Raw genomic sequence first — 26,739 nt, 5'->3', positions numbered from 1 at the left:
CCGAATTCCCAAAAATTTCTGACTCTTCTGATTCGGGAATCGCATTCTCTCTTATTCAATCAATCTGGAATCATTACCAGTTTTTGCTGGAATCATGACGACAAATTCGTTCAATCATCCGACTTTTTTTAGGTAAAATTAATTCAAACATCTGTAGAAAGATCGATAGATAAAACTGTTTGTAGAAGACAGAAATCTTTTGTATATTTCAGCCGGTTTATAAAGGAGTTGATTTGAGACGTAACTTTCACCGAATAATCAAATTTTCCATCGTCGCCATCTTGGCATTTTACACTCACTCCGGACTTCTTGCTGGAGAAATCGACACGGTCGTTATCGCCAGTCAAGCGATGAGTAAATTACCCAAGGCGGTCGTGGTTTTACCACACCAGTATCAAAAATCGAATGATCGTTTTCCGGTTGTTTATCTTCTGCACGGCAGGAGCGGTTCCTATCGCGACTGGCCAACTAAAATGGATCTAAAACCGCTGGCTGATAAATATGGTTTCATCATCGTCTGTCCTGACGGCGGCTATGCCGGTTGGTATGTGGACAGTCCCCTGAAAAAGGACTCGCAATACGAAACTTACATTGCCAAAGAGGTCGTCGCATTCATTGATAATAACTACCGCACGGTCGCCGATTCCACCGGACGTTTTCTGTGCGGTTTAAGCATGGGTGGGCATGGCGCATTTACCCTGCTGGCGAAATATCCGGAACGCTTTGCCGGCGCCGGATGCCTGAGTGGCGCTATGTCGATGTCCGATGGCAATCGCCGGGCCGGGCTGGCCGATCTTCTGGGCAATTATGAAACCAATCGGCAAAGATGGGAAAGTAACTCCGCCTTATTTTTAGCTGATCGGTTGGTCGGGCGCAACAAGGCGATTTTAATCGACTGCGGCGTGGATGATTTTCTATTTCAAACCAATGTTTTACTGCATAAAAAACTATTAGATCTGAAGATTCCGCATGATTATATCGAACGACCCGGCACCCATAGCTGGGGCTACTGGACGAATGCTCTTGAATATCACCTGCTGTTCTTTAGGAAAAATCTTAGATAAAACCTTATGGGAGATTCAACCATTCCCAAAATGAATAAATTGGTTCTATTCTGTATTGTATTAGTCTTCTTCTCTTGTAATCCGATTTACACGCCCGACACCCGCAACGTCCCATTGTTGAATAGCTCCAATGAAACCCATTTGACTTTCTGTCCCACCCCCGGCATTGGCTTCGAATTATTGACCGCCCATTCATTTTCAAAACACCTTGCTCTTATGGCAAATGGCGGGTATTTCAAGCGTAGCGAAGATGCCCAGTCAGATTGTTACAGGCATTGGTACGGAGAAATCGGAACTGGATTATTCTTTCCTTATGAAAAGCTGTTCGTATTTGAAATCTTCAGCGGCTATGGCGTGGGAATGACTAAATCGTATGATTTTGAGATTGGTTCTTCTATTAATCAGGGTAAATATCGGCGCTTTTTCATTCAATCGGATCTTGGCATTACTCTCTAAGGATCGTGGAAATGGCATACTCGTGGCGCAACTCATACGTCTCGTTTGCGGATTTTCACTATAATGGCAAGAATAGACCTAACAGCAAGGGCTATTGGTTTTATGAACCGTCAATCACCTTCAAAATTGGCAGGGAAAATCTAAAGTTTTTCGCCCAATTCGGCGGATCGAATGCTTTTTTAGAACAAGAGATCGATTTCAATTACGTTAACCAATACATGACCCTGGGAGCGGAATTTGCCATCGGGAAAAAATATTGAGGAGCATTGCGCCTTGCAGAAAGGATTAAATAAGGAATCTGGCAAAATGAAAACAAAAATCATAAGGCTTGCTAAAGGCTTAGATCATTCTACAGCCAATTTCCTGGCTGAACTTGCCTCGATTCCCTCACTGAGTGGCCAAGAGGGAAATGTAATTAGCCGAATAAAAAAGGAAATGGAAGACATCGGCTTCGATGAAATAATCATCGACGGCATCGGCAACATCATCGGGCGCCTCGGCAATGGTCCAGTCAAAATCGCTTTCGACGCTCACATAGACACCGTGGATGTCGGCAACCGTAGTCTGTGGCAGTTCGATCCGTTCGATGGTCATGTGAAAGACGGCAAGGTCTGGGGGCGCGGCGTAGCTGACCAGAAAGGCGGCATGGCGTCTATGCTGGCGGCGGCACGCATTATTATGGAATTCGACCTCGCCAGAGATTGCACTGTCTATTTCGTCGGTTCGGTCATGGAAGAAGATTGCGACGGCTTGTGCTGGAATTATATTGTCAATGAAGACCACCTCCGCCCCGACTTCGCCGTCAGCACCGAACCAACCGGCTGTCGGATTTATCGCGGTCAGCGCGGACGCATGGAAATCGAAATCTCCGTCGTCGGACTTTCCGCGCACGGCTCCGCGCCGGAACGCGGCGACAACGCCGTTTACAAAATCGCACCGCTGATAAAAGAAATTGAACTGCTCAACGAACGTCTGGCATTCGATGAATTTCTCGGCAAAGGCACCGTCGTGCTAAGCCAGATAAAATCTATCAGTCCGTCATTATGTGCCGTGCCAGATTATTGTTCGATCTATCTCGACCGCCGCCTGACCTGGGGCGAGACGAAGGAATCAGCGTTAGCGGAAATTCGTGCTATCATTGAAAAACTGAAAATTGACGCCAAAGTCGAATTGCCGGTTTACCGGGAAAAGGCATTCACCGGAAAAGTCTATCCAATGGAAAAATATTTCCCAACCTGGAAACTGGAAACCGACCACCCTCTCGTTCAGGCTGGAATTGAAAACTACCGCAACCTGTTCGCAAAGGAGCCGGTTGTCGACAAGTGGACTTTCTCGACCAATGGTGTGACGATTCGCGGCGTGCATGGTATACCGTGCATCGGCTTCGGGCCGGGATTCGAGGAGCAAGCCCACGCCCCGAACGAATGGACGCCGGTCGAGCACCTCTGGCAAGCCGCGGCTTTCTACGCCGGACTGGTCGCAAATCTGAGCCGCGGGAAATAAACCGCCGAGGACGCAGAGGGCACGGAGCAATTTTATGTTTGAAGATATAAACCAACTGACGGAAACAGTAATCGGTTTAGCGATTAAGGTTCACCGCAATCTTGGCCCCGGGTTTTTGGAATCGGTTTATCAGGCCGCCCTGGCTTGTGAAATGCAGGAAGCCGGAATGAAATTTGAAAAGGAAAAATATCTGTCCGTTAAATATGCTGACATAGTGATAGAAAAAGGTTTTCGTTGCGACTTTTTTATCGACGACCAATTGGTGGTTGAGTGTAAAGCCGTCAACGAACTGACCAATATCGATCAGGCGCAACTACTGAATTACTTAAAAATCTCAAAACTACAAGTAGGGTTGTTGATTAACTTCAATTCAAGCATACTTAAAAATGGAATAAAAAGAATTGTCAACAATTATCAAGGAGAAACTCTGCGTTCTCAGCGTCCTCCGCGGTTAACATGAAAGGTTTGATATGAACGAGACTCTTTTACGAGGGAAACACCTCATCACTTTTAATGAATGGACAAAAAACGAAATCAATATGGTGCTCGGGGTTGCCGCTGACCTCAAGCGCAAATTCGCGCTCGGTGAGCCGCATCGGCTATTGCAGGACAAGACGCTTTTCATGATGTTTTTTGAGCAATCCACGCGCACGCGCAATTCGATGGAAGCCGGCATGACTCAACTCGGCGGCCATGCCCATGACTTGACACCCGACAAAATGCAACTTTCACACGGCGAATCGGCTAAGGATACTGCCATGGTGCTTTCGCGCATGGGACACGGCATCGCCTGCCGCAATTGCTTCTACGGCATCGGCAACAAATATCTACGTGAATTGGCGCAATTCTCGTCCGTGCCGATTCTCTCGTTGCAGGATGATATTTTTCACCCCATGCAGGTAATCGCCGATTTGATGACGATGCAGGAATATTTCGGGCAAAATTTGCATGGCTTGAAAGTCACGATTTCCTGGGCGTACGCCACCAGTCACGCTAAACCGCTCTCCGTACCGCTTTCGCAAATTCTGCTCTTTCCGCGTTTCGGTATGGACGTGACGGTCGCCGCGCCGAAAGAATTTCCATTAAAAAAGGAATATGTCGCCCAGGCGCAGGAAAACACCCGGCTGAATGGCGGCAAACTGTCATTCACCGACAACATGGATGAGGGATTCCGTAGCGCTCAGATTGTCATCCCGAAAAACTGGGGCGGATTCGGCAACTATGAATTCGACGAGTACAACCAAAATGAAGAAGAGTGTCGCAAAGAGATGAAGACCAATCTCGAAAAACATACCGATTGGATTTGCGACGCCCGCCGGATGAAACTCGCCGCACCAGAAGTCAAATACATGCACGCCCTGCCCGCCGATCGCGGCAAAGAAGTCGCCGATGAAGTCATTGACGGACCAGCGGCGATCATTTACGACGAAGCCGAAAACCGTCTGCATACCGCGAAAGCCGTCATGGCGCTGACGATGGGCGGAAGACCGTAATGTTTTTAAACTCACCACAGAGTACACAGAGAAAAATCTCTTTATATCAATAACACAAAAAAAACGAAAAACTCTACACCATATATTAGCAAAGAGTCTATAAATATTATTGATTTATCCGCGCTAATCCGCGGCAAAATACTCTCTGTGGTGAAAATTAGTTAACTTTGGAATGAAATGTCGCTGAAACCTGAAATGATCGAAAATATTCTGGAAAGCATCTCCGATGGCGTCTTTACGGTAGATTCCAATTGGCGCATTTCGTCTTTTAATCGAGCGGCGGAAGAAATCACCGGGGTTACGCGAGAAGAGGCGATTGGCCAACGCTGTTCGGAAGTATTTCGCTCCAGCCTCTGTGGAACCGACTGCGCCCTACAGAAAACATTAAAAACCGGCAAGCCGATCATTGGCAAATCCGCCTACATTATTAAGGCGGACGGCTCCCGCATACCCATCAGTATATCGACCGCCGTACTGAAAGATGGAGAAGGTTACATCATCGGCGGGGCTGAGACTTTTCGGGATTTGAGCGAAATCGAAACTTTACGCCAGGAACTACATGCCAAAATGACTTTTGGCGATATTGTCAGTCGTAGTCCCTTGATGCAAAAAATATTTGAAGTGCTTCCGGCAATTGCCGCCAGCCCGAGCACGGTCTTGATAATCGGCGAAACCGGAACCGGCAAGGAATTGATCGCAAGGACGGTTCATCATTTGAGTCCGCGCCGTAAAGGGCCATTCATCGCGGTCAATTGCGGCGCATTACCCGACGAATTACTGGAATCAGAACTGTTTGGTTATAAAAAGGGTGCGTTTACCGGAGCTAACAAAGACAAACCGGGACGCTTTGCATTAGCCAAAGGCGGAACACTGTTTCTCGACGAAATCGGTGAAATCAGCCCGGCGTTGCAAGTCAAACTTCTACGGGTACTTCAGGATCACATCTATGAGCCACTCGGTTCGACCCGCTCTGAAACCGCCGACGCGCGGATTATTGTTGCTACTAACAAGGATTTGACAGAAATGATGAAGGCTGGCACATTCCGCGACGATCTTTACTATCGCGTAAACGTTGTGCGCGTCGACCTGCCGCCGCTCCGCCACCGGAAAGAAGATATTCCGCTGATTACTGGGCAATTTATCCGGCGCTTCAACCAACTCTGGCAGAAATCAATCAAAGGCATCTCCTCCGAAGCGCTCTCGTTACTAATGGCGCATGACTGGCCGGGCAATGTCCGTGAACTGGAAAATGTAATCGAACGCTCGTTCATTCTTTGTAATGAGGGCTATATTCTGCTGACTCACCTGCCCGAAGAACTGACGGCACATTACACAAAAAACTCAAGTTTGTCTACGATCCGCTCTGCCCACAATTTGCTCGACTCCCAGTCTATTCAGTCCGCTCTCGAACGCAATAATTTCAATCGGGCGGCGGCGGCGAAAGAACTTGGCATTCACAAGACCACCTTATTCCGCCGCATGAAAAAACTCGGGATTTCATTGCCGGAAAAAGACGGCCGCTCCCATCGTAAATCATAACATATCTGCAACCATCGCAGGGTGACAGAGTAGCGCCAAGGCTACTATATAATCGCAGTGATTTAAAAGAAGCAGTTTTTTAACTTGCTATATTTCAGATAGTTGTGCGATGAAAAGTAGGGATATTTTGTTCTGGCATGATAAATGCTTTAAATATTGTTGAAATTATGAATTGGAACTGTGAAATATGAAAGTAGCCTTTACAATCTGGAACAATCGGATAGCGCCAGTCTTCGACACTGCGGGACAAATTCACATCGCTGAGACCGAAAGTGGACGCGTCATTTCATTAGAACAGGAATTTATACCTATCGATTTAACTCCAGCCATGAAAGCCGCTCGATTAAAAGAATTGGGCATTGAGGTGCTGGTTTGCGGAGCAATCTCCCGACCTTTACATGAAACCATCATTGCTCACGGAATCTATGTTATTCCGTTTGTAGCAGGTGATCTCGACGAAATCATCCAGGCTTGGCTTACCAAACGTTCCGATTGGAATGTTTTCGCCATGCCGGGTTGTTACGGGCGAAGGCGCTATCAGTTTGGGCAAATGTATGGTACTTATAACGAAATTTTTCCAGTAAAAGGAAGAAGACCGGGCAGAACAGGACAAGGCGCTAATCGTGGTCAGGGCAGAAGGGGTCAAGGGTTCGGGCGCGTGAGCGTCCTTGAGGCCGCCGACCCAAGTGACTATTGCGTCTGTCCGGTATGCGGACGAAGAGAACCGCATCGGCGCGGTATTCCCTGCTTTGAACAAAAATGCCCGAACTGCGGTTCGGCAATGACAAGACAATAAATAGTTAATCTATAAGAAAGGAGATCATAACTATGCCAAGAGGAGATCGAACGGGTCCGATGGGAATGGGCCCAATGACCGGACGCGCGGCCGGATTCTGCGCGGGAAACGGAGCACCGGGATACGCAAATCCAGTGCCAGGACGCGGTTTCGGAATGGGCCGTGGCGGCTGGGGACGTGGATTCCGGCACGGGTTTTATGGCAACGGGTTACCGGGCTGGCAAAGGTTTAGCGGATATAACGTGCCTTACGGATACCCCTCGCCGTACCAGAACCCTGATCCGGAGACGGAAAAACAAGCCCTAATCAACCAATCTGATTTTCTAAAATCGGAACTCGATGAAGTGAAAAAACGACTTGCGACGATTGAAAAGGGAAAAGAAACCTGATCAAGTACCATCACTTGTTAACTAAGCCGTGCCGGTTTTGAAACCGGCGCGGCTTAGGCGACTCTAACCAATAAAAAAGGAGAAAATGTATGGAAATAAACAAAGAAAATCAGAATGTGTCAATGCCACGCATCGGCGACATGGCCCCTGCTTTCAAGGCCGTTACCACGCAGGGTGAGATCAACTTCCCGGATCAGTATTTGGGAAGCTGGGTAATCCTGTTTAGCCATCCGGCTGATTTTACACCAGTTTGTACCTCAGAATTCATGACTTTTGCTTCGATGGAAGATCAATTTGCCAAACTGAATTGCAAATTAGTTGGGCTTTCTGTGGACGGTTTATACAGCCACATTGCCTGGCTTCGCACCATCAAGGAAAAAATCGAATACAAAGGCATGAAGAATGTCGAGGTTAAATTTCCTTTGATCGAAGATATCACCATGGAAGTTGCCAAAAAATACGGAATGATGATGCCGGGCGAAAGTCCAACAAAAGCGGTACGCGCCGTCTTCGTGATCGATCCCAAAGGCATTATCCGTACGATTATTTACTATCCGCTCAGCTTGGGACGTAATTTTGATGAGTTGCTTCGTGTTGTCACAGCATTGCAGACTGCGGATGCATTTTCAATAGCGACTCCGGCGGATTGGCGCCCGGGTGATGACGTCATTGTTCCGACAGCCGGTTCTTGCGGCGTTGCCAAAGAGCGCATGGAAGGCAAGGAAGGAATCAAATGTCTCGATTGGTTCTTCTGCCTTAAAGAAATCGACAAAGAAAAGGTGATGAAAGCCATCGTAAAACAGGTAAAAATCTAGTAACTTTACGATCGTAAATGTTAACCCGCTTTTAATCCCAATCGGGAGAAGAAGGGGAAAGTTTATGAAAATTGCTTTTACAACATCAGGAAATGATTTGAGTTCTCTTTTAGACAACCGGTTTGGTCGAGCGCCGCTATTTCTCGTCTATGATTTGGACAACGAATCTTACAAATTGTTTGATAATCTGCAGAGCCAGAATACGGTACAGGGCGCTGGCGTCCAATCGGCGGAAGCCATTGCGCGCTTGGGAGTGCAGGCACTGGTGTCCGGAAATTGCGGGCCAAAGGCTTTCAGCGTACTTTCTGCCGCCGGGATTAAAATTTTTACAGCGGAGAATTTGACGATAGCCGAGGCTCTTGCACAATATCGCACCGGTAAACTTCCCGAATTAAAAAGTGATGATGTCGAAGGACATTAATTTGAGCGAATCTGAAATTTTATTCAAACCGATTGGAATCATTCACAGCGAGAACACTGCTGAAGATCAGACGCCAATTCAACCAGTTTATGCAAAAGAGTGTTCGGCGCAAGTTGAAGTATTTCCAGAATTTGCCGAGGGACTTCGTGATTTGGATGGGTTTTCGCACATTTATCTGATCTATCATTTTCATCGGGCACAACCGGCAAAACTTCTGGTAAAACCGTTTCTTCAGGATGTTGAACGCGGCCTGTTTGCGACACGAGCGCCCAACCGGCCGAATGCTATAGGATTGAGCATTGTCGAACTTGTCCGGCGCAAAGGCAACATTTTGTACATAAACGGCGGAGATATTCTGGATGGCACGCCGCTGATCGATATTAAGCCTTATATAAAAAGGTTCGATCGGATCGAAACGCTCCGGGATGGCTGGCAGGATGACGTAGACGAGAAATCAGCTAAAAAGAAAGGCAAACGCAGGATGATTGAATTATAAAAACGTACCTTGACTGCGTTCCCTGCTTCGTTACTCAGGCTCTCGACGCGGCGCGCCGAGTTACAGAAGACCCGGTGATTCAGGAACAAATACTCCGGGAAGTGTTGAAAAAAACCAGCGATATGAACATGAGCATTTCTCCGCCCGTTATGGGACAATTTTTTCATCGTCGTCTGCGTGAAATCACCGGACAGCGCGACCCATATCAGACGGAAAAGGAAAAACATAACCGTTTGGCTTTGGATTTATTTCCCAGATTGAAAGCCGAGGTTGAATCGGCGGAAGATTCGTTAGCTATGGCTACTCGTCTCGCCATCGCCGGAAACATTATCGACCTTGGCGTCAATGGTCATCTGACAGAAAATGACATAATGCGCGCTGTTCATCAGGCATTGCAAGAGCCACTCGCCGGCGATTGGGAAAAATTTCGGGCGGCTATTTTCGGCGCCAAGAATATTCTTTATTTGGCAGATAATGCCGGCGAAATCGCTTTTGACCGCTTGCTCATTGAGCAGATTTTAGAAAAACGGGTAACGCTGGTTGTTCGCGGCGCGCCGATTATCAACGATGCTACAATTATTGATGCGCAAACCGTCGGGCTTGATAAAATCGTCAAGATTATCGACAACGGCTCGGATGCGCCGGGCACGATATTGGCTGATTGCAGTCGGGAATTTATCCGGCGATTTGAGGATGCAGACTTGATCATTGCCAAAGGTCAGGGCAATTACGAAACACTCAGCGATGAACCGCGCAATATCTATTTTCTCTTCAAAGTGAAATGTCCGGTAATTGCGAATCATATCGGATTACCAGTCGGGACACAGGTTCTGATGAAATCCAACACCGAAAGTATAAAAGAGAGGTCTTTCTGATGATTCTCGCCATCGCATCCGGTAAAGGCGGAACCGGCAAGACAACCGTTGCCGTGAATCTTGCGAGCGCCTTTGACCGTGAGATTCAACTTTTGGATTGCGATGTCGAAGAGCCAAATGACCAATTATTTTTAAAAGGTAGCCCGCTTAAGCAAGAAATTGCCACAATTTTAATTCCACAAGTCAATGAAAATCTCTGCGATGGATGCGATGAATGCAGTCGGATTTGCGAATTTCACGCCATTGTAACGCTTGGCGCTAAACCTCTTATATTCCCAGACCTGTGTCATGGTTGCGGTGGTTGTGCGCAAATCTGCCCGCAAAAAGCCATCCGCGAAGTCGATAACCGGATCGGAATTATCGAGACATTTCAGGCGGATAAAATAACTTTGATTCACGGCCAGTTTGATATTGGGGGAGCGCTGGTTCCGCCGTTGATCCGCGCGATCAAAGCCCGTTTAAACAGAAAAATTCCAGCCATTCTGGACGCTCCGCCGGGAACATCCTGCCCGGTAATCAACACAATCAGAGGGGCGGATTTTGTGGCGCTCGTTACAGAACCGACGCCTTTTGGATTGTACGATCTGAAACTTGCCGTCGAAACGGTGCGGAAAATGAAAATTCCGTTTGGTGTCATAATCAATCGCGCCGGAATTGGAGACGACCGTGTGAATTTATACTGTAGCGCAGAAAATATTCCGATCCTCATAGAGATTCCTAATGATCGGCGGATTGCCGAAGCCTATTCCCGGGGCGAACTGATTGTAAAGGCTCTACCCGAATATCGCAACCTCTTTCTAAATTTGATCAAAAAAATAACAAGTTTGAAAAATACAGGGAATTTTAAATAATGACCGTTCAAGAATACAAATATTCTTACGGACCCGTTCCGTCGCGGCGACTGGGGAAAAGTTTGGGAATCAACAATATTCCCGCCAAAGTATGCACCTATTCCTGCGTTTACTGTCAGGTAGGGCGAACCTCACATATGCAAAGCGAACGCCGATTTTTTTACGAACCTGAAGACATTTTCCATGACGTGCAAAGTCGGTTAGCAAAGGCAAAAGAGACTGCCGAACGAGTCGATTATCTCACCTTCGTACCGGATGGCGAGCCTACGATGGATATTAATCTGGGCAAAGCAATTACCTTGTTAAAGATGCTGAACGTTCCCGTCGGCGTGATTACCAACAGCTCGCTGATTTGGCGGGAAGATGTGAGAGAAGAACTCAGCAAAGCCGATTGGGTTTCGGTGAAAATTGATTCCGTCCGGGAAAAGACATGGCACAAGATCAATCGACCCCATAAAACCCTCCAATTACCCATGATTTTGGACGGAATATCGACATTTGCAAAATATTTTACCGGCAAATTGGCGACCGAAACAATGCTTGTCAAAGGAATAAACGACAATGACGAGTGCCTGAAGGAAGTGGCTGATTTTGTCAATAAAATCCAACCGGCTCAGGCTTATATAAGTATTCCTATTCGCCCGCCAGCGGAGAAGCCGGTACAAAAACCGGATGAAGAAACTCTCAACCGGATGTTTCAGGTTTTTACCGATAGATTCGATCGAGTAGAATATCTGATTGGCTACGAAGGAAACGCCTTTGCCTTCACCGGAAATATTGAAAAAGATTTGTTAAGTATAACTGCTGTTCATCCAATGAGAGAAGATGCGGTTAGCGCGTTTCTTTCCCGAGCAGGTGCGTCTTGGGAAATCGTCGATCGACTGGTTGCTCAAGACAATCTTGCGGCAACGAATTACCAAGGACACACATTCTATCTGAGAAAGTTCGCGACAAAATGAGATACGAAAAACCAGTAATCTACAAGGAGAAGACGACGAATAACACCTGGCACAGGCACCATCCAAACCAAATGAGACAAGGTTATTGTGATCTGAAAGAGGAACGTTGATTCATGAAAGAATTGGTTATTATCAGTGGCAAAGGCGGAACCGGTAAAACCAGCCTGACTGCATCATTCGCCGTTTTAGCTGATCGATCGGTCATCGCTGACTGCGATGTTGATGCGGCGGATATGCATTTAGTGCTTTCGCCGGAAATCAAGCAGAGCCATGAATTTAAGGGCGGCCACGAAGCTGTCATTCGTCAATCAGACTGTATCGCTTGCGGTGCCTGTTTAGCGTATTGCAGATTCGACGCGATACTAATGAATCATGAACCTTCAGGCAAAGTGAAATTCTTCGTTGATCCAACTGCCTGCGAAGGGTGCGGCGTCTGCGTCCGGTCCTGCCCGGTGAAAGCCATCGACTTTCCGGAACGTGTCTGCGGCAAATGGTTTATCTCGGAAACGCGCGTCGGTCCGATGGTTCATGCCAAACTGGGAATCGCGGCTGAAAATTCCGGTAAATTAGTAACGGTAGTGCGCCAGCAAGCACGCCTCATCGCCGAAGAACAAAAGCGCTCACTGATTATCGTGGACGGCCCACCGGGAATCGGTTGTCCGGTGATCGCCTCCATAACCGGTGCAATGATCGTGCTGGTTGTGACTGAGCCAACTATTTCCGGCGAACACGATTTGGAGCGCGTAATATCGCTGACGCGGCATTTCGGTATTCCGACACATGTTTGCGTCAATAAATGGGATCTCAATCCAAAAATGACAGAACGCATAGAAAAAAAAGCACGGCAAAACGGCGCGCGGGTCATCGGACGCATCCGGTATGATCAGGGCGTGACAGACGCTCAAATGCAGGCGCTGGCAGTCGTGGAAACCGAAGCGGACAGCGCACAGGATATTAAAGAAATTTGGAAACAACTCAATTTGTAAAAGAATAAAAAAGCATGGAATCTGTCAATTTAACAGTTTTATCGGCGGTGGTACGAAATTATGCGGTAAATTATCCGGTTCTTTGTAGTATTTTGTATAAGTGAAAATGCTAAAAATTAACTTAGTTAAAAAGGAAACCAATTCATGAGAATCGCCATCCCTTTAGTCGGCGGACGACTGTCCATGCACTTTGGTCATTGCGAGTGCTTCGTCTTAATCGATATCAACGATACTGAAAAGAAAATCATCAAACGTGATGATCTCAACTCCCCACCACATGAACCGGGACTTTTACCCAGATGGCTGGCGGAGCGCGGTGCGAACCTGATTATCGCCGGCGGCATGGGTCAACGTGCATTGGCGCTTTTTGCCGAAAACAATATTCAGGTGATCATTGGCGCTTCCGCGGAAACCCCTGAAAAACTGGTTGACGACTACCTCAAAGGTACGCTTCAGATCGCTGATAACGCCTGCGATCATTAAAAATAGGTTCAGAGTAAACATCAATGCCGGGCGTTTATTTCGCCTGAATAATTCACCACGAAGAGCACTCCAGCCTGACTGGCATCGTTCAGGCGGGGAGAATCCGAATTCTCATCACGTGAAATTCTCTCTTTAATCGTTCAAATATCTCTCTTGTGATAGATAAACGAAAATAAACTGATTTTCTGTATCCTCTTGTTATCTATGGTGAAAAATTGCCCTGACTTTGTGACAAGTTTTTCGTAAAATTGCCCTGACTTTATTACAAGTTTGAGGTGCGTTGTGAATTTTAAATATCGCTGTAGCGATTGCGGGGCTGAATATCCGGCCGACCAAATCCGTTATCTTTGTCCACGATGCGAACAGATTCCCGGCGAATTTCAAAAAGGTGTGCTGGAAACCCTTCTCGATCCGGAATATTTGGCGTCGCTGAAAAATAAACCGGCGGTTACTCCGGCCGATTTTCTCGTTTATCAATTGCCGGAGGCCGCCGCCTATCCGGTGGGCAATACGCCGCTCGTTGCGCCGGAAAAATTGCGCCAGCAATATGGCTTACCGAATCTTTTCCTGAAAAATGACGGCGCCAATCCGTCCGGCTCGCTGAAAGACCGCGCTTCGCAATTGGTTGCCGCACAGGCTTTATACCATAACGAGAAAACCGTTGTCCTGGCCTCGACTGGCAATGCCGGTTCGGCGATGGCCTGTGCAGGTGCGGCGCTCGGCCTGAATGTCATCCTTTTCGTTCCGGCGACTGCGCCGAAGGCCAAACTTCTGCAGTCGGTGCTTTACGGAGCAACAGTCATTCCGATTCGCGGCACTTACGACGACGCCTTCAGACTGTCTATCGAGTACACAAAGCAATTCGGCGGTATCAACCGCAACACGGCTTTCAATCCGCTGACCATCGAGGGTAAAAAAACCGTTTCGATCGAAATGTTCAATCAACTTGGCCGGAGCGCGCCGGACATCGTCTTCGTGCCGGTTGGCGACGGCGTGATTTATGCCGGAGTTTATAAGGGTTTTGCCGATCTGAAAGTCGCCGGACTGATTGCGAAAATCCCGCAAATCGTTAGCGTACAGGCTAGCGGCTCAAATGCCATCGCGAAAGCTTATCAATCCGGAAGGATGCTGACCATTGACAAGGCGACAACCGCGGCTGATTCCATTTCAGTCGCTTCGCCGGCTAATGGTCGGATGGCCATCAAATTCATGCAAGCCTGTAGCGGCTGGGCTACGGAAGTCAGCGATGCCGAAATTACCGCCGCTCAGTTGCAACTCTGCCAGGATGCGGGCGTTTTCGTCGAACCGGCCGCCGCCGCGGCCTGGGCGGGATTTCTGAAAGATAAAAGTAACCTCGATCCCTTGCAGAAAATCGTTATCCTTTTAACCGGCGTTGGTTTTAAAGATATGAATGCAATAGAAAATAAGATCGCTATTCCACCGACAATTGAGCCAAATCTTGAAGCAATAATCAATAGTATGAAAAAGTATTAGTGTAAATTCGTGTCCATTCGTGGTTAATAAGTTTGATACAGTCGTCCTCGCCGCCGGGCTTTCCACCCGCATGGGCGCCTTCAAACCGTTGTTGCCTTTCGGGCAATCCACGATAGTCGAAACAGTCATTGACACCGCGCTGGAAGTGTCGGAGCGGGTTATCGTCGTGGTGGGCTTTCGGGCGCAGGATATTGTCAATCTGAAACGCTGGGACGAACGCGTGGTTTTCGTCGAAAATAAACAGTACGCCAAAGGCATGTTTTCTTCGGTGAAAGTCGGCGCCGCGCAGATTCAAACGCTACGTTTTTTCATTGCACTCGGCGACCAGCCACAGATTCCGGCTAAAGTTTACCAAAAATTAATCGCCGCAGAAAAAGCCGACATTGTCCAGCCATCGTTCCATCGTAGTGCCGGACATCCGATCCTCGCCAGCGAAAAAGTCCGGACGGCAATTCTGGCGGCAGACGAAAACGATTCTTCCATAACTCCTAAAACGATCATTAATCAATTCAAAAGGCGGTTTGTAACGGTTTATGACGAAGAAATTCTGCTGGATCTGGACACGCCCAATGATTATGGAATACTTCAATCCACCGCAGAACGAATTGCCAAAATGAAAGCGAGAACAAAGTGAACACCCTGTTTAATAAAATCACGGAAATAACTGCTTCTGGACAGGCTTGCGTTTTGATTACCGTCATCGAAAATTCCGGCGCGGCGCCGGGCAAGGTTTCTTTCAAGATGCTGGTTCTACCAAACGGTAAAACATTCGGCACGGTCGGCGGCGGTAGTCTGGAGGCAGAGGCGATCCGCCATGCCGGCTTGATTTTCCAATCGCATAAGTCGGAATTGAAACGATACGATCTCGATTCTCTTGGTATGCCCTGCGGCGGCAGTTCAACGCTCTTTTACGACTATTTTCCGGCGGTGCGCACGCTGTTAATTTTTGGCGGCGGCCATTGCGGGCAGGCGCTTTATAAAATGGCGCCGCAGATTGGTTTTCGGGTGACGGTTTACGATAATCGATCGGAACTCAAACCGCAATTCGCGCCCATCGACTTCATTCAGTGCGATTTGGAAAAATTGCCGATGGTAACTTTTCCCGGGTCGAATCTCTTTGCGGCGATTATGACCTACAATCATCAGTTCGATTACACTGTTCTGCGCCAATTGCTGACTTGCGGAAAGTCATTCGAATATATCGGCCTGATCGGTTCACTGCATAAAGTTAAAGAAACCCGCGCGCGATTGACTGAGGAAAAGATTGCCATTCCGGAGCAATTTTACTCGCCGATTGGCCTGAATATCGGAGCGCAGACACCGGCTGAAATCGCGGTAGCCATCCTGGGCGAAATGATAGGCGTAATCAATAAAACCGAAACCGATTCATTGAGGAAGAAATCCTAGATAACCGCGGAGACTGCAGCGGTCGCGGAGAAAACTAAACTTGTATTTTCTTCCAATTTGAAATGAAATATTTGCAATTTGAATTTTGAAATTAGCAATCTCCAGCCACCAATTTTCAATTAAAAATTCTCTCTACCATTATTCACCAGAAACGATTATCTTTGTAACCGATGTCCGATCAACAGAAAATGGATCTAAAATATGTCGGCCAGCCGATTGTGCGGTTTGATGCCGCCGATAAAATGCGTGGCGCAGCAAAATATACCAATGATCTGGATTTTCCGGATATGCTCTTTGGTGTAACGATCCGCTCGAACCGTCAGCGGGCGAAGATTCTGCGGATTGTCGCTCCGGAATTGCCGCCCGACGTCATTTATATCAAGGCTGAAGACATTCCCGGTGAAAATTACGTCGCCCTGTTCAACGAAGATCAACCCTTTTTGGCGAAAGATGTCGTCAATTACATCGGCGAACCGATTGCGCTGTTAGCCGGAAAAAATGAGGATGAACTGCGCGCGATCGCTTCACAATTTCAAATTGAATACGAAGATTTGCCGGCGATTTCAACGATGGAAAACGCGCTGTCCGGGAATTTTCCGCCGATTTACGGCAGTGACAACATTTTCAAGAGTTACGGCTACGTCAAGGGCGACCCGGATAAAGCTTTCGCAAAAAGCAAATTCGTGCTGGAGGAAACCTTCCGCACCGGCTATCAGGAGCATATCTATTTAGAAACGCAGGGCGTGATTGCTTATCCTTTCAAGAATGGCATCAGGATCGTCGGTTCAATGCAATGCCCGTTTTACGTGCAAAAAGGTCTGGCACCAGTGCTAAATCTCGACCCGGAAGATATAGTCGTTGAACAGGCGACCACCGGTGGAGCATTCGGCGGCAAGGAGGAATATCCATCGCTGATTTCCGGTCACGCGGCGCTTCTGGCGCTGAAATCTGGCAAACCGGTCAAAATCGTCTATGATCGAAGCGAGGACATTTCCGTGACAACCAAACGCCATCCGTCGCAAAGTATTCGCCGGATCGCTTTCGATAAGAACAGTCGCATTATCGCCATGGACATCGATTTCATATTGAATGGCGGGGCGCACAGTACGCTCTCACAGGTAGTTTTGGCGCGCGGCGCGCTGGGCTCGCCGGGAGTTTACAAATGCGATCATATCCGTTTAGCGTCGAAAGCCGTAGCGACAAATCTGTTGCCGTCGGGCGCGTTTCGCGGATTCGGCGCTCCGCAGGCGTTCTTCGCCATCGAAGCTCAGATGAATCACGCCGCTTATCGCCTGGATCTCGACCCTTATTCTCTGCGGAAAATTAATATTTTGCGCCTCGGTGACCGTACGGCGACCGGCCAATTATTAGCAGAATCCATTGGCTTGGAAAAAGCATTGAATGTTGTCGCCGAGCGTACGAATTTCGTTGAAAAATATAATCAATACCGCAATCAGCCGCGAAATGGTCAACTTTTAAAAGGCATCGGTATCTCTGCGTTTTTCCACGGATGCGGTTTTACGGGCAAAGGCGAAGAAATTATCAAGGCAACCGCCTCTGTCGATTATTCAAATGAAACCGGATTATTGATCCGTATCGCCACTGTTGAAATGGGACAAGGCATGAATACCGTCATGCGTCAGATTACCGCCGACGCGCTGGCTCTTCCCATCGAAAGAATCACGGTGGCAATTCCGAATACAGCCATTGTGCCAAATTCCGGGCCGACGGTCGCTTCGCGCACGACCATGATCGTCGGCGGATTGGTTTTTCAATGTTGTACCGATCTGATGGAGCAGGTCGGAGCGACGCCCGCCAAAAAGGATTTTGCCGAAAAAGCGAAACTGGCAACGAATGGTATTTTCACCGCGACGCGTGTTTATCGCGTGCCGGACGACGTCGTCTGGGATGATGATAAATTTGTCGGCGACGCTTACCCAATTTACTCCTGGGCGGCGTCAGTAGTGGAAGTTACTGTTGACCCGCTGACTTTTGAAGTGACGGTTGGAAAAATCACGGCGGCGCACGACATCGGCAAGGCAATCAATCCGGTTCTGGTTGAAGGCCAGATCGAAGGCGGCTCTTTGCAGGGACTCGGTTACGCCTCGCTGGAAGTTATGACGGCAACAAACGGCAGATTGAATCAAGCAAGCCTGACGGATTACATCATTCCGACAACATTAGATGCGCCGGAAATCGAATCCATTATTCTGGAAGAAAATTACTCGCGCGGGCCGTACGGCGCGAAGGGCGTCGGCGAACAACCGTTAGTCGGCATTCCGGCGGCATATCTCGGCGCGGTCGAGAATGCGCTGGGCGTCGAATTCCATGAGATTCCCTTGACCCCGGAAATGATTTACCATAGAGTACACAGAGAGCACAGAGAAAATATTAGATAGATAGATGAAATCACGAGAGGAATTAAATAAGATTACGGAGAAAATAATAGGTAAGGCTACTGATGTTTATCGTGCACTGGGTCCGGGTTTGCTGGAATCCACCGATGAAGCATGTCTTGTGTATGAATTAAAGCAATTAGGTTTGAAAGTGGAATCTCAGAAAGATCTGCCGGTGGTCTATAAAGATGTAAAATTAGACTGTGGTTATCGGATAGATTTATTAGTTGAGGGTGAAATTGCGGTTGAATTAAAAGCCATCGAAAATCTTCTCCCAATTCATACAGCCCAATTATTGTCTTATCTTAAACTTTCTAATCGAATCTTAGGATTATTGATAAATTTCAACGTAGTAAAATTAATCGATGGGGTTCACCGAATTATTAATGACTAAAGTAAAGAAAATAAATAAAAATACCTCTGTGCCCTCCGTGTCCTCTGTGGTGAATATTATTGTAAATGGTATAGCTCGGGTCTCAAAAGCCTCTCCCTCAACGCGTCTGCTCGATTATTTGCGCAGTGAATTAAAGCTGACCGGCACGAAGGAAGGTTGCGGAGAAGGCGAATGCGGCGCGTGTATGGTTCTGCTCGATGGCAAACCGGTGAATTCCTGTCTGGTTCTGCTCGGCCAATGTGACGGTCGGGAAGTGACCACAATCGAAGGCATCAATGCTAATGAACTTTTCAAATCCTTCGAAGAAACCGGCGCGGTGCAATGCGGGTTCTGCACACCGGGATTCGTCGTATCGGCTTACGCCCTGCTGAAACACAATCCGCATCCGACTGTCGCTGAAATTAAAGAAGCACTCTCGGGAAATCTCTGCCGGTGTACCGGATATAAGAAGATCGTTGAAGCGGTGGAGAAAGTGACAAGTGACAGGGTGAGTACATGGCAATAAAATCCCATAAAGACCTGAAGGTTTGGAAGAAAAGTATGGAACTCGGTTCGGAGGTTTATTCTTTAACACGGGATTTTTCCAAAGAAGAAACCTGCGGGATTACTTCACAAATCCGCAGACCCGTAATATCCATTCCAGCCAACATTGCCGAAGGCGCTGGACGAAGTTCTAAAAAAGAATGCATTCAGTTTTTATTTATTTCGTTAGGATCGTTAGGCGAATTAGAAACGTTATTAATTATTGCAAATAATCTAAAGTTAATCAAAAATATATCTGCTTTGGATGAAAAAGTAGCCACAATCCGACAGATGCTGATAGGACTAATAAATTCATTGAAAAAAGAAATAGAATATTTTTACGTAATTGATATGCATAAATTACCCGTCACTCATCACCCGTCACTTTTAAATAAACATGTGGTACGAAAAACTCAAATATTACCGTCCATCTAAAAAATCGGAAGTGCTCGATCTGATGAGCCAAACCGTGGCACAACCAATCGCCGGGGGCACTGATTTACTTGTGCAAGCCCGCACAAATGTCAAACGAGTGCAGGTATTCATTCAGATCAATCATCTTTCGGAACTTAGTCAAATAAATTTCAGCGAAGGAAAGTTGACAATCGGAGCCGGTCTGACCTACGCCGCCTATCTCGAGCAGGCGAAAAGTATTTTTCCGCCGCTGACCGATGCAGTGACTCAGATTGCTTCGCCGTCAATCCGCAACATGGCGACTTTCGGCGGGAATATCGTTAATGCTTCTCCGGCGGGCGACACACTTCCGATCTTTTACGCGCTGGATGCCGAACTCACGCTCGAATCAGCGCAAGGTATCCGGAAGATTCCGGTTCGCGACTTCATCACCGGGCCGAAGAAGACAATTCTCCGCTCGGACGAACTGCTCACAGAAATCCGGCTGAACATTCCGTGGAACTATAAATATTCATATCGCAAGATCGGGCCGCGCAAGGCGCTCTCACTCTCGAAGGTCGCTTTCCTCGGTCTGTACCTGCCGGATAACAACGAAATCCGCCTGACATACGCCTCGGTCGGACCGACGATTATCCGGGCTTACGAAGCCGAGCAATTATATCGTGAAGGAAAATCCGCTGAAATCCTCGATTGCATCGAGCGCAGGGTCAGACCGATTACCGATCAACGCTCGACCGCGGAATACCGGCGCTATCTGTGCCGGGCTCTGACGGAAGAATTTCTGTTAAGAACCGCAAAAATATTGGTTTGATAAGCAGGTTCTTTCAATTAAATTAAAAAAGATGTCTTACGATATTATCAATAAAAATTGTTTGGATGTTTTTTCAGCAGGTGAAATAAGACGCCATGTCGATCTGACTTTTTTGGACCCGCCATTTAATCAAAACAAGGAATACGCGTTTCACCAGGACAATATGATTGATGAATCCTATTGGGAAATGATGCAAACCGTATGTCGATCAGTTTTCGAGATTACCGCTACGGGCGGCACAATCTATTTTATGCAGAGAGAGAAAAACATTGAGTTTGTACTACAATCCCTTCGGAAAACTGGGTGGACATTGCAGAATGTGATAATTTGGAAGAAAAAAACTTCTGCGGTTCCTGTCACGACGAAATTCGGGAAGCACTACCAAATTATTGCTTATGCCACAAAAGGCGAGCGCGCAAAGACTTTCCACCGCTTGAGAATCGATCCCGAACTTCCATTAGAGTATAAACTACCTAGAGAAAACGGAGTATTTATTACCGACGTGTGGGATGACATTCGGGAATTGACATCCGGTTATTTCGCTGGAAATGAAGCAATCCGACTATCGACTGGAGAGAGATTTCATAAACAACAAACGCCAATCGCATTGCTCTTAAGAATTATACTCTCTTCAACAAATGTAGGCGACTTCATTTTTGATCCATTCGCTGGCACGGGCACATCTTTGATAGTGGCACATCAGCTCCAACGGGATTCTTTAGGCATTGAAATAGATCCCCAAAATGTCGCTTGTATCCGGGATCGACTTGCCGTCATTCATGAATCCGATTCGATCCAGAAGTACTATAGTGATTATAAATATTCCGAAAACATCAGTAGTATCTGGGCAAACGATTCCGGTAATTTAGTGCCTAAAGCCCAAAAGGTATTAGGACTCTTCGAAAACTAATGTATTCGATCTACCATTTCTTCAAATCAATTCATCAAAACAGGTCACATTTTTAGACGCACAAAAGTTACAGGATTTTCCTTACGAACGAGATATGTTCTCTTGCGCCAATGATGGTATTTTCCCTGATTTTGCTCTTAAAATCTCTCCACAAAACGATTTATACACCGGCGGCGAATTAATTGAACTAAAAGACGGTAAATCATTTAGCGTTTCTTCTTTCAATTCAACGATTCCAACAGGGCAAAAACCAATTTCTTCACTAATACGACATCAAAACAGTACTATCAAAATTCAGATGGAAAACGCTGGCGATGATATAGATTCCTTACCGATACGAGATGTATTTTACTTGATTCGCGGAATAAAAAGAAGCGCTGTTCCTTATCTAAAGGTCGTTTTGGTACATGGCCACTTTTTTGAAACTATACCGCCAGAAGAGCTCATCCAAAAATCATTTCTTCAGGTATTAGAAGAACGCTTGAAAGAAAAGGAGGTTAAACTATCGTCTTTCGCGATCAAGCAATTAATCAGTATTTTTTCTGAACAGGATAATTTCAGCAAAGTACGGTCTGTCGATAAATCTTCAGTAAAATTACGTTTCAGAATCATGACAGAAGTTAAAAATGAAGGCAATATTCTCAATTCTCGACGCTATCCACAAATCGCTGATAATTCCCTGAATCTGATAACTCCTTTCTTTGATGATAATTCACGTGAAATGGAAGTAAACCGGATGAAATGCGTATTCGGAGATGACTATAACCAGCTAAATGTCTTTTCTTTGAAACATCCATTAAACGGGTATTTTATCGTCTTTCAGGCAAAATTGTAAAAATTCCCATATCTCTACAATCGTCCCCTAACGAAAAACTCTTCCAGTTTTTCTATATATTCTCACGTATCCAATTCATTAATTCTTACATTAGATTTTCATATAAAAGCCTGTAAAATTAAACCGGATTAATTTGAATCGAAAACTGAGTGTCACAAAGTAGTATATACGGCGGACAGTTTTTGGAGGAAACCGTCCGCCGTATCGAAATTATTAATTCATGATGAAATTTTGATGGGTGAGATTCTCTTCGGCTTCTATGACTACAGACTGATACAAAGTGTCAGCCGTAAATCCGTCAGCCGCGGCGGAAATATCATAAGTTCCCGCAAGAACAACTAACTGATAATAACCATCAGAATTTGTCAATGTTGTGATTGAGTCGGAACCAGAAACGGCATAAACCGAAGCACTGGCAAGAGCTGTTTGATCAGACTTCGCCACTTTTCCGGAAATCGTACCCGAAAGGACTTTCTTGATTACCCGAAAAGTTGGCTGAAGAGAGTACCGATCCTGTGTGGGATGTTTATTAATGGATCTTTCCGCATCGAAATCCAGATAAAGTTCCGTGATTTCATCCGCATCTATGTCAAAATTTATATTCAGTTTTACTCCGGATTGGGAACCACTCGGAACTCTAAGTTCATAAGAAATGCCGTCCACCACAATCAACGAACTATCGCCCAGCATTAGCCGGATTTGGGAATAGTGTCCTTCTTCAAGTTCTGATTCCACCAGATTTGACATTTCACCGTTTACCAGAGTCAGAAAATCGATGACAGTGTCTTTATCGCTAACCATCGTCCAGCCTGAAGTCGAATCGTCGGCTTCTGCCTCGTGAATACTGACTGAATTGATATTGAGGTAAATATGCTCGACGTTTCCTTTGAATGGAGCGTCGAAAGCCTGAATGATCAGTGAGCCTGTCTTCGTTTCGTCAAAAGTACTATCGCATTTCATTAAAATCAACAATATGATGCCAATAAGAAAAATAAGTTTTGTTTTCACTTTTTACTCCTTTTGTTTTCAATTAGCAAAATCCCTACCGTAATATTACCATCTTCCAAAATCGGAATCTGTGTGTATTATCACAAACCATTTTTCAAGAAGAGTATGAGATTACCATCACATTGAAAATTCTTCCTATGGTTTTTAACGGAAAACCATTAAAATTGAAGCGCGTTTTTAAAAGGAAGATTGCTTTGAATAAAAGTCAAAACTATTTCGATGTAATTCTGATCGGAGCGGGATCTGCCGGGTTATTCGCGGCGGAGCGTCTGATTGGAAGCGGATTGTCCGTTTTGGTAATCGATCGCGGCGAAGAGCCGTCTCTACGCACCGATATGAACTATGGAATCGGCGGTGCCGGAACATTTTCCGATGGGAAATTAAACCTGACGCATCGCATTGGCGGCGAGCCGGGCAGCTTCGGACGAACACCCGCTGAAGTTGAAAAATTGATCCTTCAGATTGATAATATTTTTACAGAAAGCGGCGTCGAAGACGGTTATTCCGGCGAAGACGGAGGCGAATATCATAAACTGCTTCGTCAGGCAAGCGCCGTCGGAGTGGAATTCATCTTTGCCCGGCAACGCCACATCGGGACGGACAGACTTCACATCGTCATCGAACGTTTTTACAGACGACTCGTCGAACGTGGAATTCAGTTCAGGAAAAATTTAAAAGTCGATGAAATCCGACTTAAAGATGACCATTTTGAACTTGTCTGCGGGAATGAAAAACTGAACGCCGACGCGGTCATCGCCGCTCCCGGGCGCGCCGGCGCTTACTGGTTGAGAGAACAGGCTAAGCATCTGAATATTCAAACCATCTACGGGCCGATCGACGTCGGCATTCGCGTCGAATTTCCCGCCGTGATCTATCACGAAATCGGGCAAATCATGTACGACGCCAAGTTCAGGCTTTATAGCAAATCATACGACGATCTCGTCCGAACATTTTGCACGAATCCCAACGGCTATATTGTCAGCGAACATTTTGACGACTTCGTTCTGGTAAACGGTCACGCGCGGCGGGATTCTAAAACCGACAATACTAACTTTGCCTTATTGTCGCGCGTTGTTTTAACTGATCCCGTCGAAGACACCACCAAATACGGACGCGATATTGCCCGCTTAGCGACTACAATCGGCGGTGGCAAGCCGATTATTCAGCGGCTAACCGACTTTCTATCGGGAAGACGTTCGACATGGGATCGAATCTCACGTTCGTCAATTGTTCCAACGTTAAAGGATGCGACGCCCGGAGACATCGCCATGGCATTCCCTCAGCGAATCGCCACAAATCTGATGGAAGGTTTGAATGTTCTAAATGCCATTATTTCTGGATTAGTCTCGAACAACACGTTGCTTTATGCGCCGGAAATCAAATTTTACGACACGAAATACAATGTTACGCCATTTATGGAAACCTCCATCAGAAACTTTTTCGTTGCAGGCGACGCAAGCGGACACAGTCGAGGAATCGTCTATTCCGCCGTGACCGGTATGTTCGCCGCAGAAGGCGTGATGAAAAATCTCGGAAAACTTTAAAAATCAATCGGAGTCGTTTATGGATGAATTATTGACAGAAAAACCGAAAAGACTAATCTCTCTCGACGCTTTCAGAGGAATTACCATTGCTGGGATGATCCTGGTAAACAATCCCGGAAACTGGGGCAAGATTTACCCTCCATTAGGTCACGCGCATTGGCACGGCTGGACGCCGACCGATTTTATCTTCCCATTTTTTCTGTTTATCGTCGGCGTCGCAATTGTCTATGCCTTCTCCAATCGCTTGGAAGTCGGTGCGCCTCGAAAATCGATCTATTTGAAAATTGCTAAACGAACCGCGTGGCTATTCGGCATCGGTTTGTATTTAAGCGCGTTTCGCGGAATCCCAACTCCTGAACTCAAAGTCTTAGGCGGGTTGCTAATTATCGGACTTCTGGGATTGTATATCGTCCCCAGACTTTCCATCTCCACCGAAGTAAAAGAGCAATATTTAAAGTATATCAAAATTGCGCTGACTTTCATCGTTATTTTACTGGCTTTTACCGGTATTATGGATGTGAAATTGTCCACTTTGCGAATTCCTGGCGTTTTACAACGAATCGCCGTCACTTATGCCATTGCCTCGATTATCGTTCTCAACACGAATATCAAGTGGCAAGCGATTCTTGCCGTTGCCTTTTTGGTCATTTACTGGTTGGCGATGAAATTGATCCCCGTTCCGGGTTACGGCGCGGGAATGCTGGCTTTGATAGACGACCCGACTGGAAATAAAATGGGAAATTTGGCATGGTACGTTGACAGTATTTTACTAAAAGGTCATACGTGGAGCGGCGCTCCCGCGGCTGGCTTTGATCCTGAAGGAATTCTCAGTACGATTCCGGCGATTTCGACGGTTCTGTTCGGCGTGCTGACGGCTCACTGGCTCAAAACAAAAAAAAACGACCTTGAAAAAGTTGTCATGCTGTTCGTATTTGGAGTCATTGGATTAGTCGTCGGAGAAGTCATGGGAATCTGGTTCCCGATCAATAAAAATCTCTGGTCGCCGTCTTACACGGTTTTCATGGGAGGAATGGCGCTTCTTTTTCTGGCAATGTGCTACTGGGCGATCGATATCAAGGGCTATCATAAATGGTCGAAACCATTCGTAATTTTCGGATCGAACGCCATCGCAGTCTATGCATTATCAAGCCTGACGGCGCGTGCGCTTGTTTTTTGGTGGAAGGTTCCGTCAGCCGACGGAACGCCAATGGCGCTGAAGACTTTTCTATATCAGCACTATTTCGAATCGTGGGCGAGTCCGTACAACGCGTCGCTTCTTTGGGCGCTAAGTTATGTTCTGATCTGGTTCATTTTCGTCTGGATTCTTTATCGGCGGAAGATTTTTATCAAAATTTAATTCGCACAGAAGATCGATCATTTATGCCATTCCCAGAACTACAGGAATTTATAAATATCGTCGCTTCACCGATGAAGCAAGATGAAAAACTTTCGGCGGTTTGTTTAACTTTGAACCGTACGGTTTCCTATTACAACTGGGTCGGTTTTTATATGGCCAACGATGAAAAACAGGAATTGGTTCTGGGTCCGTTCGTTGGCGCGCCAACCGAACACGTTCGGATTCCATTCGGGAAAGGAATCTGTGGGCGCGCGGCGGATGAACTGGAAACAGTCGTCGTTCAGGATGTCGCCAAAGAGGAAAATTACCTGTCTTGCAGTATCAACGTTCGGAGCGAAATCGTCATTCCGGTTTTCAAAAACGGCCGATTCGTCGCGGAATTGGACATCGACTCGCATGCTCCGTCTGCGTTCACAACTGAAGATCGCGCGTTTTTGGAAAAGGTCTGCAGCATTGTTTCTTCAATATTCTGAAACTTTTTCCATTGGCAGTTTTTTAACCGGAAGCCGATAGATTTCATT

At 46.6% G+C, this 26,739-nt stretch carries 31 protein-coding genes; 30 read left to right on the top strand and 1 reads right to left on the bottom strand.

Annotated features, from left to right (window positions below):
* Nucleotides 1-194 precede the first annotated feature (194 nt).
* The 27 genes from COT43_01345 (at nucleotide 195) to COT43_01215 (ending at nucleotide 22,309) form a co-directional block, all read left to right on the top strand.
* Nucleotides 195-1,064, top strand: coding sequence for a hypothetical protein (locus COT43_01345; GenBank protein ID PIS30751.1), 870 nt, complete (start codon nucleotides 195-197; stop codon nucleotides 1,062-1,064).
* Between the two features lie 6 nt (nucleotides 1,065-1,070).
* Entirely contained in the window at nucleotides 1,071-1,520 is a 450-nt protein-coding gene (locus tag COT43_01340) for a hypothetical protein (GenBank protein ID PIS30750.1), read from the top strand.
* An 11-nt stretch (nucleotides 1,521-1,531) separates the two neighbouring features.
* Complete coding sequence (locus COT43_01335; protein PIS30749.1) at nucleotides 1,532-1,780, top strand: hypothetical protein; 249 nt, start codon at nucleotides 1,532-1,534, stop codon at nucleotides 1,778-1,780.
* Between the two features lie 46 nt (nucleotides 1,781-1,826).
* A complete protein-coding gene (locus COT43_01330) occupies nucleotides 1,827-3,023 on the top strand; it encodes a YgeY family selenium metabolism-linked hydrolase (GenBank protein ID PIS30756.1) in 1,197 nt (398 codons plus the stop codon).
* Nucleotides 3,024-3,057: 34 nt separating this feature from the next.
* On the top strand, nucleotides 3,058-3,483 hold the full coding sequence (locus COT43_01325) for a GxxExxY protein (GenBank protein ID PIS30748.1): 426 nt from the start codon (nucleotides 3,058-3,060) through the stop codon (nucleotides 3,481-3,483).
* A 10-nt stretch (nucleotides 3,484-3,493) separates the two neighbouring features.
* Nucleotides 3,494-4,516: an ornithine carbamoyltransferase gene (locus COT43_01320; protein ID PIS30747.1), complete on the top strand. Its 1,023-nt coding sequence runs from the start codon at nucleotides 3,494-3,496 to the stop codon at nucleotides 4,514-4,516.
* A gap of 177 nt (nucleotides 4,517-4,693) precedes the next feature.
* The gene (locus tag COT43_01315; protein PIS30746.1) at nucleotides 4,694-6,055 is read left to right on the top strand and encodes a Fis family transcriptional regulator; all 1,362 of its coding nucleotides are present in this window, start codon (nucleotides 4,694-4,696) and stop codon (nucleotides 6,053-6,055) included.
* A 187-nt stretch (nucleotides 6,056-6,242) separates the two neighbouring features.
* On the top strand, nucleotides 6,243-6,851 hold the full coding sequence (locus tag COT43_01310) for a hypothetical protein (protein ID PIS30745.1): 609 nt from the start codon (nucleotides 6,243-6,245) through the stop codon (nucleotides 6,849-6,851).
* Nucleotides 6,852-6,883: 32 nt separating this feature from the next.
* Complete coding sequence (locus COT43_01305) at nucleotides 6,884-7,240, top strand: hypothetical protein (GenBank protein PIS30744.1); 357 nt, start codon at nucleotides 6,884-6,886, stop codon at nucleotides 7,238-7,240.
* Nucleotides 7,241-7,329: 89 nt separating this feature from the next.
* A complete protein-coding gene (locus COT43_01300) occupies nucleotides 7,330-8,055 on the top strand; it encodes a peroxiredoxin (protein PIS30743.1) in 726 nt (241 codons plus the stop codon).
* 64 nt (nucleotides 8,056-8,119) lie between these two features.
* Nucleotides 8,120-8,476, top strand: a complete 357-nt coding sequence (locus tag COT43_01295; GenBank protein ID PIS30742.1) for a dinitrogenase iron-molybdenum cofactor biosynthesis protein — start codon at nucleotides 8,120-8,122, stop codon at nucleotides 8,474-8,476.
* Nucleotides 8,460-8,972 carry a tRNA (N6-threonylcarbamoyladenosine(37)-N6)-methyltransferase TrmO gene (gene tsaA, locus COT43_01290; GenBank protein ID PIS30741.1) on the top strand — a complete coding sequence of 171 codons (513 nt, stop codon included), beginning with the start codon at nucleotides 8,460-8,462 and terminating at the stop codon, nucleotides 8,970-8,972. The genes COT43_01295 and tsaA overlap by 17 nt, the downstream gene beginning before the upstream one ends.
* A complete protein-coding gene (locus COT43_01285) occupies nucleotides 8,969-9,847 on the top strand; it encodes a hypothetical protein (protein ID PIS30740.1) in 879 nt (292 codons plus the stop codon). Before tsaA ends, COT43_01285 begins: the two co-directional genes overlap by 4 nt.
* Nucleotides 9,847-10,698 (top strand): (4Fe-4S)-binding protein, encoded by an 852-nt coding sequence (locus COT43_01280; protein PIS30739.1) that lies wholly within the window; start codon nucleotides 9,847-9,849, stop codon nucleotides 10,696-10,698. Before COT43_01285 ends, COT43_01280 begins: the two co-directional genes overlap by 1 nt.
* Nucleotides 10,698-11,657, top strand: coding sequence for a radical SAM protein (locus tag COT43_01275; protein PIS30738.1), 960 nt, complete (start codon nucleotides 10,698-10,700; stop codon nucleotides 11,655-11,657). Before COT43_01280 ends, COT43_01275 begins: the two co-directional genes overlap by 1 nt.
* A 113-nt stretch (nucleotides 11,658-11,770) precedes the next feature.
* Complete coding sequence (locus tag COT43_01270) at nucleotides 11,771-12,643, top strand: (4Fe-4S)-binding protein (protein PIS30737.1); 873 nt, start codon at nucleotides 11,771-11,773, stop codon at nucleotides 12,641-12,643.
* Nucleotides 12,644-12,787: 144 nt separating this feature from the next.
* Nucleotides 12,788-13,126, top strand: a complete 339-nt coding sequence (locus tag COT43_01265; protein ID PIS30736.1) for an ATPase — start codon at nucleotides 12,788-12,790, stop codon at nucleotides 13,124-13,126.
* Nucleotides 13,127-13,408: 282 nt separating this feature from the next.
* Nucleotides 13,409-14,620, top strand: coding sequence for a threonine synthase (thrC, locus tag COT43_01260; GenBank protein ID PIS30735.1), 1,212 nt, complete (start codon nucleotides 13,409-13,411; stop codon nucleotides 14,618-14,620).
* A 19-nt stretch (nucleotides 14,621-14,639) separates the two neighbouring features.
* Nucleotides 14,640-15,254, top strand: coding sequence for a hypothetical protein (locus COT43_01255; GenBank protein PIS30734.1), 615 nt, complete (start codon nucleotides 14,640-14,642; stop codon nucleotides 15,252-15,254).
* Nucleotides 15,251-16,027: a hypothetical protein gene (locus COT43_01250; GenBank protein PIS30733.1), complete on the top strand. Its 777-nt coding sequence runs from the start codon at nucleotides 15,251-15,253 to the stop codon at nucleotides 16,025-16,027. Before COT43_01255 ends, COT43_01250 begins: the two co-directional genes overlap by 4 nt.
* Nucleotides 16,028-16,197: 170 nt before the next feature.
* On the top strand, nucleotides 16,198-18,426 hold the full coding sequence (locus tag COT43_01245; protein PIS30732.1) for an aldehyde oxidase: 2,229 nt from the start codon (nucleotides 16,198-16,200) through the stop codon (nucleotides 18,424-18,426).
* 4 nt (nucleotides 18,427-18,430) lie between these two features.
* Nucleotides 18,431-18,817, top strand: coding sequence for a GxxExxY protein (locus tag COT43_01240; protein PIS30731.1), 387 nt, complete (start codon nucleotides 18,431-18,433; stop codon nucleotides 18,815-18,817).
* Nucleotides 18,810-19,322: a ferredoxin gene (locus COT43_01235; protein ID PIS30730.1), complete on the top strand. Its 513-nt coding sequence runs from the start codon at nucleotides 18,810-18,812 to the stop codon at nucleotides 19,320-19,322. The genes COT43_01240 and COT43_01235 overlap by 8 nt, the downstream gene beginning before the upstream one ends.
* Nucleotides 19,319-19,774 (top strand): four helix bundle protein, encoded by a 456-nt coding sequence (locus COT43_01230; protein ID PIS30755.1) that lies wholly within the window; start codon nucleotides 19,319-19,321, stop codon nucleotides 19,772-19,774. The genes COT43_01235 and COT43_01230 overlap by 4 nt, the downstream gene beginning before the upstream one ends.
* A complete protein-coding gene (locus COT43_01225) occupies nucleotides 19,737-20,564 on the top strand; it encodes a hypothetical protein (GenBank protein ID PIS30729.1) in 828 nt (275 codons plus the stop codon). Before COT43_01230 ends, COT43_01225 begins: the two co-directional genes overlap by 38 nt.
* 31 nt (nucleotides 20,565-20,595) lie before the next feature.
* Nucleotides 20,596-21,474 (top strand): modification methylase, encoded by an 879-nt coding sequence (locus COT43_01220; GenBank protein ID PIS30728.1) that lies wholly within the window; start codon nucleotides 20,596-20,598, stop codon nucleotides 21,472-21,474.
* A gap of 94 nt (nucleotides 21,475-21,568) precedes the next feature.
* On the top strand, nucleotides 21,569-22,309 hold the full coding sequence (locus COT43_01215) for a hypothetical protein (protein ID PIS30727.1): 741 nt from the start codon (nucleotides 21,569-21,571) through the stop codon (nucleotides 22,307-22,309).
* Between the two features lie 213 nt (nucleotides 22,310-22,522).
* Here the strand turns inward: COT43_01215 and COT43_01210 are convergent, their stop codons facing one another.
* Nucleotides 22,523-23,317, bottom strand: a complete 795-nt coding sequence (locus COT43_01210; GenBank protein ID PIS30726.1) for a hypothetical protein — start codon at nucleotides 23,315-23,317, stop codon at nucleotides 22,523-22,525.
* 122 nt (nucleotides 23,318-23,439) lie between these two features.
* Between COT43_01210 and COT43_01205 the strand changes: the two genes are divergently transcribed.
* Genes COT43_01205 through COT43_01195 form a run of 3 tightly spaced genes read left to right on the top strand, consistent with a single transcriptional unit; the run spans nucleotide 23,440 to nucleotide 26,691 of the window.
* Complete coding sequence (locus COT43_01205; protein ID PIS30725.1) at nucleotides 23,440-24,861, top strand: FAD-dependent oxidoreductase; 1,422 nt, start codon at nucleotides 23,440-23,442, stop codon at nucleotides 24,859-24,861.
* A 19-nt stretch (nucleotides 24,862-24,880) separates the two neighbouring features.
* Nucleotides 24,881-26,218: a DUF5009 domain-containing protein gene (locus COT43_01200; GenBank protein ID PIS30724.1), complete on the top strand. Its 1,338-nt coding sequence runs from the start codon at nucleotides 24,881-24,883 to the stop codon at nucleotides 26,216-26,218.
* A 23-nt stretch (nucleotides 26,219-26,241) separates the two neighbouring features.
* Nucleotides 26,242-26,691 (top strand): hypothetical protein, encoded by a 450-nt coding sequence (locus COT43_01195; GenBank protein ID PIS30723.1) that lies wholly within the window; start codon nucleotides 26,242-26,244, stop codon nucleotides 26,689-26,691.
* Nucleotides 26,692-26,739 lie beyond the last annotated feature (48 nt).

It is taken from the genome of Candidatus Marinimicrobia bacterium CG08_land_8_20_14_0_20_45_22, assembly GCA_002774355.1.
GTDB lineage: Bacteria > Fidelibacterota > UBA2242 > UBA2242 > UBA2242 > 0-14-0-20-45-22.
Note: the sequence above shows the minus strand (reverse complement) of the source record. Positions and strands in the feature narration are given on the sequence as shown.

What these genes read in the sequence shown, in the direction of transcription:
- COT43_01335 (PIS30749.1), top strand. Translation starts at nt 1,532, where the DNA reads ATGGCATACTCGTGGCGCAACTCATACGTCTCGTTTGCGGATTTTCAC.
- COT43_01275 (PIS30738.1), top strand. Translation starts at nt 10,698, where the DNA reads ATGACCGTTCAAGAATACAAATATTCTTACGGACCCGTTCCGTCGCGG.
- COT43_01280 (PIS30739.1), top strand. Translation starts at nt 9,847, where the DNA reads ATGATTCTCGCCATCGCATCCGGTAAAGGCGGAACCGGCAAGACAACC.
- COT43_01195 (PIS30723.1), top strand. Translation starts at nt 26,242, where the DNA reads ATGCCATTCCCAGAACTACAGGAATTTATAAATATCGTCGCTTCACCG.
- COT43_01315 (PIS30746.1), top strand. Translation starts at nt 4,694, where the DNA reads ATGTCGCTGAAACCTGAAATGATCGAAAATATTCTGGAAAGCATCTCC.
- COT43_01265 (PIS30736.1), top strand. Translation starts at nt 12,788, where the DNA reads ATGAGAATCGCCATCCCTTTAGTCGGCGGACGACTGTCCATGCACTTT.
- COT43_01325 (PIS30748.1), top strand. Translation starts at nt 3,058, where the DNA reads ATGTTTGAAGATATAAACCAACTGACGGAAACAGTAATCGGTTTAGCG.
- COT43_01340 (PIS30750.1), top strand. Translation starts at nt 1,071, where the DNA reads ATGGGAGATTCAACCATTCCCAAAATGAATAAATTGGTTCTATTCTGT.
- COT43_01225 (PIS30729.1), top strand. Translation starts at nt 19,737, where the DNA reads ATGTGGTACGAAAAACTCAAATATTACCGTCCATCTAAAAAATCGGAA.
- tsaA (PIS30741.1), top strand. Translation starts at nt 8,460, where the DNA reads ATGTCGAAGGACATTAATTTGAGCGAATCTGAAATTTTATTCAAACCG.
- COT43_01270 (PIS30737.1), top strand. Translation starts at nt 11,771, where the DNA reads ATGAAAGAATTGGTTATTATCAGTGGCAAAGGCGGAACCGGTAAAACC.
- COT43_01200 (PIS30724.1), top strand. Translation starts at nt 24,881, where the DNA reads ATGGATGAATTATTGACAGAAAAACCGAAAAGACTAATCTCTCTCGAC.
- COT43_01300 (PIS30743.1), top strand. Translation starts at nt 7,330, where the DNA reads ATGGAAATAAACAAAGAAAATCAGAATGTGTCAATGCCACGCATCGGC.
- COT43_01235 (PIS30730.1), top strand. Translation starts at nt 18,810, where the DNA reads ATGACTAAAGTAAAGAAAATAAATAAAAATACCTCTGTGCCCTCCGTG.
- COT43_01320 (PIS30747.1), top strand. Translation starts at nt 3,494, where the DNA reads ATGAACGAGACTCTTTTACGAGGGAAACACCTCATCACTTTTAATGAA.
- COT43_01310 (PIS30745.1), top strand. Translation starts at nt 6,243, where the DNA reads ATGAAAGTAGCCTTTACAATCTGGAACAATCGGATAGCGCCAGTCTTC.
- COT43_01295 (PIS30742.1), top strand. Translation starts at nt 8,120, where the DNA reads ATGAAAATTGCTTTTACAACATCAGGAAATGATTTGAGTTCTCTTTTA.
- COT43_01215 (PIS30727.1), top strand. Translation starts at nt 21,569, where the DNA reads ATGTTCTCTTGCGCCAATGATGGTATTTTCCCTGATTTTGCTCTTAAA.
- COT43_01240 (PIS30731.1), top strand. Translation starts at nt 18,431, where the DNA reads ATGAAATCACGAGAGGAATTAAATAAGATTACGGAGAAAATAATAGGT.
- COT43_01330 (PIS30756.1), top strand. Translation starts at nt 1,827, where the DNA reads ATGAAAACAAAAATCATAAGGCTTGCTAAAGGCTTAGATCATTCTACA.
- COT43_01305 (PIS30744.1), top strand. Translation starts at nt 6,884, where the DNA reads ATGCCAAGAGGAGATCGAACGGGTCCGATGGGAATGGGCCCAATGACC.
- COT43_01220 (PIS30728.1), top strand. Translation starts at nt 20,596, where the DNA reads ATGTCTTACGATATTATCAATAAAAATTGTTTGGATGTTTTTTCAGCA.
- COT43_01245 (PIS30732.1), top strand. Translation starts at nt 16,198, where the DNA reads ATGTCCGATCAACAGAAAATGGATCTAAAATATGTCGGCCAGCCGATT.